Below are 9,012 nucleotides of genomic sequence, written 5' to 3'. Positions count from 1 at the left end.
TATTATTTTTCTAAATATGAAATTTTATACACAATTGTTATTTAAATTATAAAATTAAAGAGAACTATGACATAAATCATCATAATTCCCTATATGGTACTTATATGTAAAATATATATTTACATAATATTTTTTTCCTTTTTGGTTATACTTGCAGCATTTTTCCACTGCTGTAATTTCTGGGAAACCAGTTTGCTTTTTTGATCACTTTCCAGTTGTTTTTTTATCTCATCTTTAACCTTACTGAGAGGCTTAACAGGATATTTGACTTTATCTATACACTTTATTATATGATATCCGAAACTACTCTGTACCGGATCCGATATTTCTCCTCCTTTTAACGCCTTTGCCCCTGCCATAAACTGAGCGTCATACTGGGAATCATCATATTTTATAGTGCCTAAATCTCCACCCTTATTTTTTGTTACTGTATCCTGGGAAACTTCTTTCGCAACCTTTGAGAAATCTTCCCCCTTATCCAGCCTTGTCTTTACCTTTTCAGCTTCAGCTTTAGTCTTTACAAGGATATGTGCCAGGTGCATTTTATTGGGCAGTTCCGTATATTTATCCTGATTTGCCTTATAATAATCCTCTATTTGTTTATCTGTTATCTTTATATTTTTTGTAATGCTATCACTTACTTTTTGTTGCATTTGCTGTTCTCTAAGCTGAGATAAATACATGCTTTTAAATGAATCTTCAGTAAATCCCTGAGCTTTTAGTGCCGCATCAAATTGCTCAGTACTATTTCCAAACTGCTGCTTTTTTATTTGGGCAATTTGATTGTTCATATCTGTCTTAAGCTTTTTTTCATCTGGCAAAAGTTTTAACTCTTTAGCCTTCTGTTCAATTATTTTATTTGTAATCATATCCTCAAGTATTTGCTCTTTTTGGCTTTTTATAGTATTTACAGCTTCTTCATTTTTCTCATAATCCTCTCCATATTGCTGTTTAGCCTGACTTAACAGTTGCATGGTATATGGATTTTTGTCTAAATCGCCTCTGGTGATTTTTTCTCCATTAACTACCGCTACAGTACTATTAGCTATAGCTTCTGGCGTTTTTTCTATCATATTACAACCGGCAATTGAGAACATGAACGTCATTATACACATAGCGGTTGCTAACCTTTTTATATTTTTCACAATTATTCCCCCACTCTTTCTATGTTAAAATACAGATTTATTTTAACATAAAAGTATTTTTACCACAAAGCTATTTTTGTTCATATATTTGTAGCATATAATTAATAATTTTCTTAATATCACTTAAAATATTTTCTCTTTTTACATTTTCTAATCTATATCCAAAACCAGGCTTTTTATTCATTTTTAGTACTATTTTTCTTGAATAATTTTTTAAAAGGCCCTTCATTACATTTTGATCCACTCTATTTTGACTTTCAAATGTAAATACAACTTCTCTCTTTACTTCTTTTATCTCCTCTATCCCAAGTTCCTTACCAATACTCCTTATATAGGCTATATCCATAAGATTTTGTACTGAAGATGGTATACTAGAAAATCTATCTTCCAATTCTTCTTTTACATCCAGCATATCATCATAGGAATCTATAGCAGCTATCTTCTTATACACTTCTATTTTCTGAACTTCATTTTTTATATAACTATCCGGTATATAAGCATCTATCTTCAATTCCACAGTAGTCTCCACCGGCTCTTTGTGTATTTCACCTTTTATAAGCTTCACAGTGTCCTCAAGCATTCTACAATATAGATCATACCCTATGGCAGCCATATGTCCATGCTGTGATGCACCCATCATATTGCCTGCCCCTCTTATCTCCAGATCCTTTAAAGCTATCTTAAATCCAGATCCTAACTCTGTAAATTCCTTAATGGCCTTCAGTCTTTTCTCAGCTACTTCTGTCAGAACCTTATCTTTTCTATAAGTCAAGTAACAATAAGCTATTCTATTTGTTCGTCCCACCCTTCCTCTTAATTGATAGAGCTGAGATAACCCCATCTTATCTGAATCATATATTATCATGGTATTTACATTCTGTATATCCATGCCAGTTTCTATAATAGTTGTAGACACAAGAACATCATATTTACCTTTCATAAAATCTATTATTATATTCTCAAGTTCTCTTTCCTGCATTTGGCCATGGGCCACTGCTACTTTGGCCTCTGGAACTAATTTTGATACATAGGCGGCCATTTCTTTTATGTTCTCGACCCTATTGTATACAAAATAAATCTGTCCCTTTCTATTTATTTCTCTGAGCATAGCATCTCTAATCAATTGATCATTGTATTCTACCACATAGGTTTGTATAGGATATCTCTCCTCTGGTGGTGTTTCTATTACACTTATGTCTCTGACTCCTACAAGTGACATGTGGAGAGTTCGCGGTATAGGTGTAGCACTTAAAGTCAATACATCTACATTTTTTCTGATTTTCTTAATTTTTTCTTTATGACTGACGCCAAATCTTTGCTCCTCATCTATTATAAGAAGTCCTAAATCTTTAAATTGAACATCCTTTTGTAATATCCTATGAGTGCCAATTAATATATCCACATTTCCCACCTTCACAGCCTTTATAGTAATCTTTTGTTGAGCAGGGGTTCTAAACCTACTTATCATATCTATTTTTACAGGAAAATCAGAAAATCTTTGAACGAAATTATTATAATGCTGTTGTGCCAATATAGTAGTTGGAACTAAAAAGGCAACTTGTTTGCCGTCCATTACAGCTTTAAAAGCTGCTCTTACAGCAACTTCAGTTTTACCGTAGCCCACATCACCACAGAGCAATCTATCCATAACTTTATCTGACTCCATATCTTCTTTTATATCCTGAATGGTTGATAATTGATCTGGCGTCTCTTCGTATGGAAATTCATCTTCAAATTGTTTTTGCCAAACGGTATCCTTTGAATATCTATAGCCTTTTAAAGTAGATCTAATAGCATATAATTTTACTAAATCCTCCGCTATCTGCTCTATAGACTTCTTAGCCTTTTTTTTGGCCTTCGCCCATTCCGAGCTTCCTAATTTATTTATTTTGGGAGTTTTACCTTCAGCCCCTATATATTTTTGTACCATATCAAGTTGTTCCACCGGCACATATAATTTGTCATCAGATTCATATACAAGCTCTAGATAATCCTTTTTATGCTCCTGAAATTCCAGTTGTTTTATACCTTTATAAACACCTATTCCATGATTGACATGAACTACAAAATCCCCAGGTTTTAACTCAGTAAAACTTTTGATCTTACCTGCACCCTTTTTCACGGCCTTTTTTATATTCTTTCTCCTAGCTTCTCCAAAGACTTCTTTACTTGAAATAACACTCAACTTGAGCTCTGGATATTCAAAACCCTTTAGCTGGCTTCCAAAAGTTATAACCACTTCCCCAGGCATAATTTCACGTACTACATCCTTATAGCTGCTATCTATATCCCTATCTCTCAAGGTATCAACCAATCTTTCTCCTCTAGGTCTTGTACCTGATAAAATCAATATTCTAAAACCCTTAGATTTTCTATCTCTTATATCTTCAATAAGCAGATCTATTTGTCCATGATAATCATTGAGAGTTATCTGCGAAAAATTTATTACTGATTTGGGTAAAAATGTTTTAACTGATTTGGCAATAGGATCTAATATAATGCTCTTTCTCCTCTTGAGTTCTTCAATTAGCTGAGATTTACCAATGAGCATTTTACTCTGTTTAAGAAGTATATTTCCTCTTTGTAAAAAGCTTTTATAGTTTTCTTCAAATTCAAAATATACACTATTTAATTTTCCCTCGCATCTTTGAACATCATCCATGATTATAAAATAATCCTTTACATAATCAAAAAAAGTTGATGGATTTTCATAAAAATAAGGTAAAAAGCTATCAATAGTTTCAAAATTCCAGCTTTGTTCAAGAACTTCTAAATTTTTTACGGTAATTTCTTTTATTCTCTTAACTGCCTCATTGTCTTTTAATTTTTTTAATTTCTCAACTACTATTGCCAGATCTTCTTTTATTCCCTCTTCCCCGGCTCTAATTCTACTTTTGTCAAGTATAATTTCTCTGGCAGGAAAAATTTCTATACTATCCACTTTTTCAATACTTCTTTGAGATTCCAGATTAAAACTTCTAATAGATTCTATTTGGCTGCCAAACAACTCCAGCCTATATGGTTCCGCAGAAATTGGAGAATATATGTCCATTATACCCCCTCTTATAGAAAACTGGCCTTTTGCATCTACAACTTCACTTCTTTCATATCCACATTGAATTAGTCTTTCTGCAATATCCTTTAAATCTAAGACATCTCCAACGGATACTTTAAACATATATCTTCTATATAATTCTACAGGAATATATACTGAACTCAATGATTCCACACAAGTTATTATAATTTTCTTGCGTGAATTTAATATCTGTCTTATTACCTTCAATCTTTCCCATCTCAAATCTCCAGATATAGCATCTATATTGTAGAATACCACTTCTTTAGTTGGAAAATAATATACCTGAGACAAATAAAAGGATAAATCCTCATACAATTTCCTAGCCTCTACATCACTGTGAGTAACAATCAAGATCGGCTTATCTAAAGTTTCATATATTCCATATGTTAAATAACTTCTCGCAGATTCTGAAAGTCCATACACTCCTATAGGAAATTTATCTCTGGATATTTCCTTTATGACATTTTTAAACTTATCACTTTTTTTAATGGGTTTCATAAGCCCTTCTAATCTCATCCTAACAACCACCCTATAAATTTATTCATCCATCATAACTTAATAAAATTATCTATCACAATATCTACTTACAAATTCCAACTTTAAACATTTTTAATTGAACGCACAATAACCGTCAATCTCTTCCTTATTAGAGAGATTATACGGTTTTTTTTTATACTATTTTATTTATACAAACTATAAAAGCAACCCATTGAATCTGTTCATGGCTTCTTCTACGCCATTTTTCAAAATACATTCTACTGCCTCTCGGCTGACCTTTAGAACTTTTTCCATATAAATTTTATCATTTTTAGAAAATCTACCCAAAACATGGGATATAAGCTGACCTTCAGGTTGTCCTATGCCTATCTTCACTCTTACAAATTGATCTGTAGCCAGGTTAAATATTATATTTTTTACCCCGTTATGACCTCCGGCACTTCCATGAGTTTTTATTCTAAGTCTTCCAACAGGAATATCTATATCATCATGTATTATTATTATATTATTGCCCATTATTTTATAAAAATTTACAGCTTCCACCACACTTTCTCCACTCAAGTTCATATAAGTATCTGGTTTTAATAATACAACTTTATTATTTTCTATAATACCTTCTCCACAAGTTCCTTTAAATTTTTTCTTACTTAAAACAATATTGTACTTACTACTTAACAGATCTACAGCATCAAATCCTATATTATGGCGCGTGTGTTCATATTCAATCCCTATATTTCCTAAGCCAACTATTAAAAACATCAATTCACTCCAATCTTACTATTTTATCTTTGATTATCCTTTTGAATTTGAGACAAAGTTATCTGCATTTCTATAATTTCCCCATTTCTCCAAATTTTACCTAAAATTTTTTCTCCTAATTTATGTCCTCCTAATATAGCTTCTATATCTGACATACTCTTTACTTTATTCCCATCTAATTCTATCAGTATATCCGTAGGCTTTATACCCGCCACCGAAGCACCACTGTTTTTCTCCACTTGCTGAATATATATTCCCTGAACTCTATTATCCTGCGATATTACACTCTCTCCATTTATACCCAATTCCGGCCTCGAAACTTGACCATTGCTTATAAGTGACTTTATTATATTTTTTGCCTCGTTTATAGTTATAGCAAAACCAATTCCCTCTACCTTGGAACCAGCACTTAATTTCAGGCTATTTATACCTATGACATAACCCTGTATATTGCAAAGAGGGCCTCCGCTATTCCCTGGATTCATAGCTGCATCAGTCTGAATAACCTTATATATAACTCCATTATACTCTATCTTCCTATTTATTGCACTTATTATACCTGCTGTAACTGAGCCTGGAAATTCTTCGCCTAAAGAATTTCCTATGGCAATAGCAGCATCTCCAACTTTCACTTTAGAAGAATCCCCCAGTTTAGCTATTGGAAGATTTTTTGCATTTACTTTTATTACAGCTAAATCAGACCTTTCATCCACACCAGCTACAGATGCATCCAGTATTTTTCCGCTGGACAATTTAACCATAACTTTATCCGCACCCTGTATTACATGATAATTTGTAACTATATATCCATTTGAATCTATTATTATCCCGGAACCACTCCCTAAATCCTGCAGTCCAAAATAATCTTCTGCTTTATTACTTATACCCACTACTGCTGGACTCACAGCTTCTGCCACCTCAGTTATAGAATTCTCCGACGTATTTCCCGATTTATCTTCCGATTTAGCCCTATTAACATTTTCATTGGATTCAACTACTACCTGATTATTATTAGGTGTATAAATTTTAGTAACTTCCTTTTTACTACTCATATAAGCTCCAGATAATCCTCCCGAAACAGCAGCTATCAGAATAAAACAACACATTTTCCCTAATTTCACCATATTTGATCTTCTCTTGCTATTTATAAATTTTATTTTTGCTTTACTGGACTCTACGTTTTCCCATGAAACATCCTTTATGTTATCATATCTGTTGTTATCATCCATTAAATACACCTCATAATATCTAAAATCTAGAATTATTATAATAAAAAAGTTTTACACAAATATGAACAAAATAAAATAATTTGTTAAACTCTTTTCAAAGTAAAAGTAAACATAACCCCATTAGGTTCCTTATTCTCAGCCCATATATCTTCGCCTAGTTGGGTAAGGATGCTCCTTACAATAGGAAGTCCAAGCCCTGTACTTATTTTTGAAGTCCTGGATTTATCACGCTTATAGAATCTATCCCATATATATTTCATATCAGGCTCTGGTATATTAGAGCCATCATTATATATGGATACCAATACCTTCTCGCTTTTTATCTTAGTAAAAATCTTTATATTTCCATCTTGATTTACATATTTAATAGCATTATCGATTAAATTCGTAACTACCTGGGTTATTCTATCCTTGTCTGCTGCCACATAGAGTTTATCATCTTCTAAAAGTACATCTACTTTCAATCTCTTTTCATTTATTCTGGTCTCAAATTTTATAACACATAATCTTATAACTTCATTTATGTCCACCTTTTCTATTCTAAGCTTAAGCTGTCCCGATTCAATAGTCGACAAATCCAGGAGATCATTTACAAGCCTGGTAAGCCTCTGTATCTCAGAATAAGTTACAGATAGATAGTAATTTTGTTTCTCCGCTGGAATAACTCCATCAATCATTCCTCCAATAAAACCTTTTATAGATGTTATTGGAGATCTTATTTCATGAGATACATTGGATATAAATTCCCTTCTGTTTTTTTCCACTTGTTGCAGGGAATCTGCCATACTGTTGAAAGACTTCGCTAACTCACCAATTTCGTCGTCTGATTTAACCTCGACTCTCTTCTCCACTTCACCCCTGGATATTTTATCCGCAGCATAATTTATTACTTTAAGCGGCTTTATTATTATTCTCTGGGACAAATAATAAATTACAAAACAGCATATTATAATGGCAAAAACTGCTGACATCCATATGATTTCATATACTCTTATGAGGGGTCCCTTTAATTCATCTATTGATGTATGCATCATTATGGCACCCTTAAAAACTTTATTTGAAAAAATTGGTATTTCAAAAGTATGGACTGGACCCGCAAATACACTTGAATAGGTCTCACTCTTATCTACTGTTTTGTTTTCTCTAAGTTCCTTTAGATCACTGGTAACTATTTGTTTTGATGTAGCTATTAATTTTTTGTGTTCACTTTTTGAAACAGAATATACATATCCATAATTATCCACAAGCCATATGTCTGCTGATAGATAATTTCCTATATAAGTTAAAGTTTCATTTATGTCATCTACTGTTAAGTTTCCATCTAAATATTGAATAGCCTTATATTTTATAAATTGAGATTCTCTGAGCAATTCACTTTCTCTCTTTTTAAAATAATATCCTTCAAACCAATAGGATAAAAAAGCCGCTGTCATTACAAAACTCACTATAATAATTGCAATAAATGCAGCCATAAGTTTTGAAAATAACCCCTTTTTCATCTATTTCACCTCAAATTTATACCCTACACCCCATACTGTTTCTATTTGCCAGTTAGGCCCTCCTTGAAGTTTTTCTCTAAGCCTTTTAATATGAACATCCACTGTTCTAGAGTCTCCCGGATAATCATATCCCCAAACTTCACACAATAACTGTTCTCTAGTAAATACCCTGTTTTTATTATTAGCCAGATAATACAGCAATTCAAATTCCTTGGGAGGCATCTTTATTTCTTCATTTTTATATATAACTGTGTATGAATTTATATCAATTGTCAATTGTTCAAATTTAAGTACCTCTCTATTATCATTATCTACAGTATATCTTCTCAACACCGCTTTAATTCTGGCCAACATTTCTTTGGCTTCAAAAGGTTTTACTATATAATCATCTGCCCCTAGTTCAAGTCCTAAAACTTTATCAAAAGTCTCTCCTTTGGCAGTGAGCATAATCACAGGAATTTGAGATTCTTTCCTTATCCACTTAAGCACATCTATGCCATCTATATTGGGAAGCATTATATCCAATAACACTAAGTCCGGTTTATATTCTAGAAATAGAGTTTCTGCTGATTTTCCATCATTTGCAATTTGTGTTTTATATCCTGCACTCTCCAAATACATCTTTATTACTTCACAAATATTTTCATCATCATCTACAATCAAAATTTTACCTATTGAGCCCTCCATCATCATCCTCCTAATCACTTTCTATCCATAGTATTTATTATTAATTATATTTCCCAATCAATTACACTAATATTTTACATTTAATTATTAATTATCTACAATTAAATTTATCACATATG

6 protein-coding genes are annotated in these 9,012 nt (G+C 32.3%); all 6 read right to left on the bottom strand.

The window, feature by feature from the left end:
* Positions 1-119: 119 nt before the first annotated feature.
* On the bottom strand, positions 120-1,145 hold the full coding sequence (locus J5G60_RS14050) for a peptidylprolyl isomerase (RefSeq protein WP_150357223.1): 1,026 nt from the start codon (positions 1,143-1,145) through the stop codon (positions 120-122).
* Positions 1,146-1,215: 70 nt separating this feature from the next.
* Positions 1,216-4,737 carry a transcription-repair coupling factor gene (gene mfd / locus J5G60_RS14045; RefSeq protein ID WP_150357222.1) on the bottom strand — a complete coding sequence of 1,174 codons (3,522 nt, stop codon included), beginning with the start codon at positions 4,735-4,737 and terminating at the stop codon, positions 1,216-1,218.
* A gap of 177 nt (positions 4,738-4,914) precedes the next feature.
* Positions 4,915-5,478 carry an aminoacyl-tRNA hydrolase gene (gene pth, locus J5G60_RS14040; protein ID WP_150357221.1) on the bottom strand — a complete coding sequence of 188 codons (564 nt, stop codon included), beginning with the start codon at positions 5,476-5,478 and terminating at the stop codon, positions 4,915-4,917.
* 23 nt (positions 5,479-5,501) lie between these two features.
* A complete protein-coding gene (locus tag J5G60_RS14035; RefSeq protein ID WP_150357220.1) occupies positions 5,502-6,707 on the bottom strand; it encodes a S1C family serine protease in 1,206 nt (401 codons plus the stop codon).
* Between the two features lie 83 nt (positions 6,708-6,790).
* Positions 6,791-8,206, bottom strand: coding sequence for a sensor histidine kinase (locus J5G60_RS14030; protein WP_150357219.1), 1,416 nt, complete (start codon positions 8,204-8,206; stop codon positions 6,791-6,793).
* Positions 8,207-8,893 carry a response regulator transcription factor gene (locus tag J5G60_RS14025; protein ID WP_150357218.1) on the bottom strand — a complete coding sequence of 229 codons (687 nt, stop codon included), beginning with the start codon at positions 8,891-8,893 and terminating at the stop codon, positions 8,207-8,209.
* Positions 8,894-9,012 lie beyond the last annotated feature (119 nt).

Source organism: Clostridium sp. HV4-5-A1G, assembly GCF_900184915.1.
In the GTDB taxonomy this organism is placed as follows: domain Bacteria; phylum Bacillota; class Clostridia; order Clostridiales; family Clostridiaceae; genus Clostridium_B; species Clostridium_B aromativorans.
Note: the sequence above shows the minus strand (reverse complement) of the source record. Positions and strands in the feature narration are given on the sequence as shown.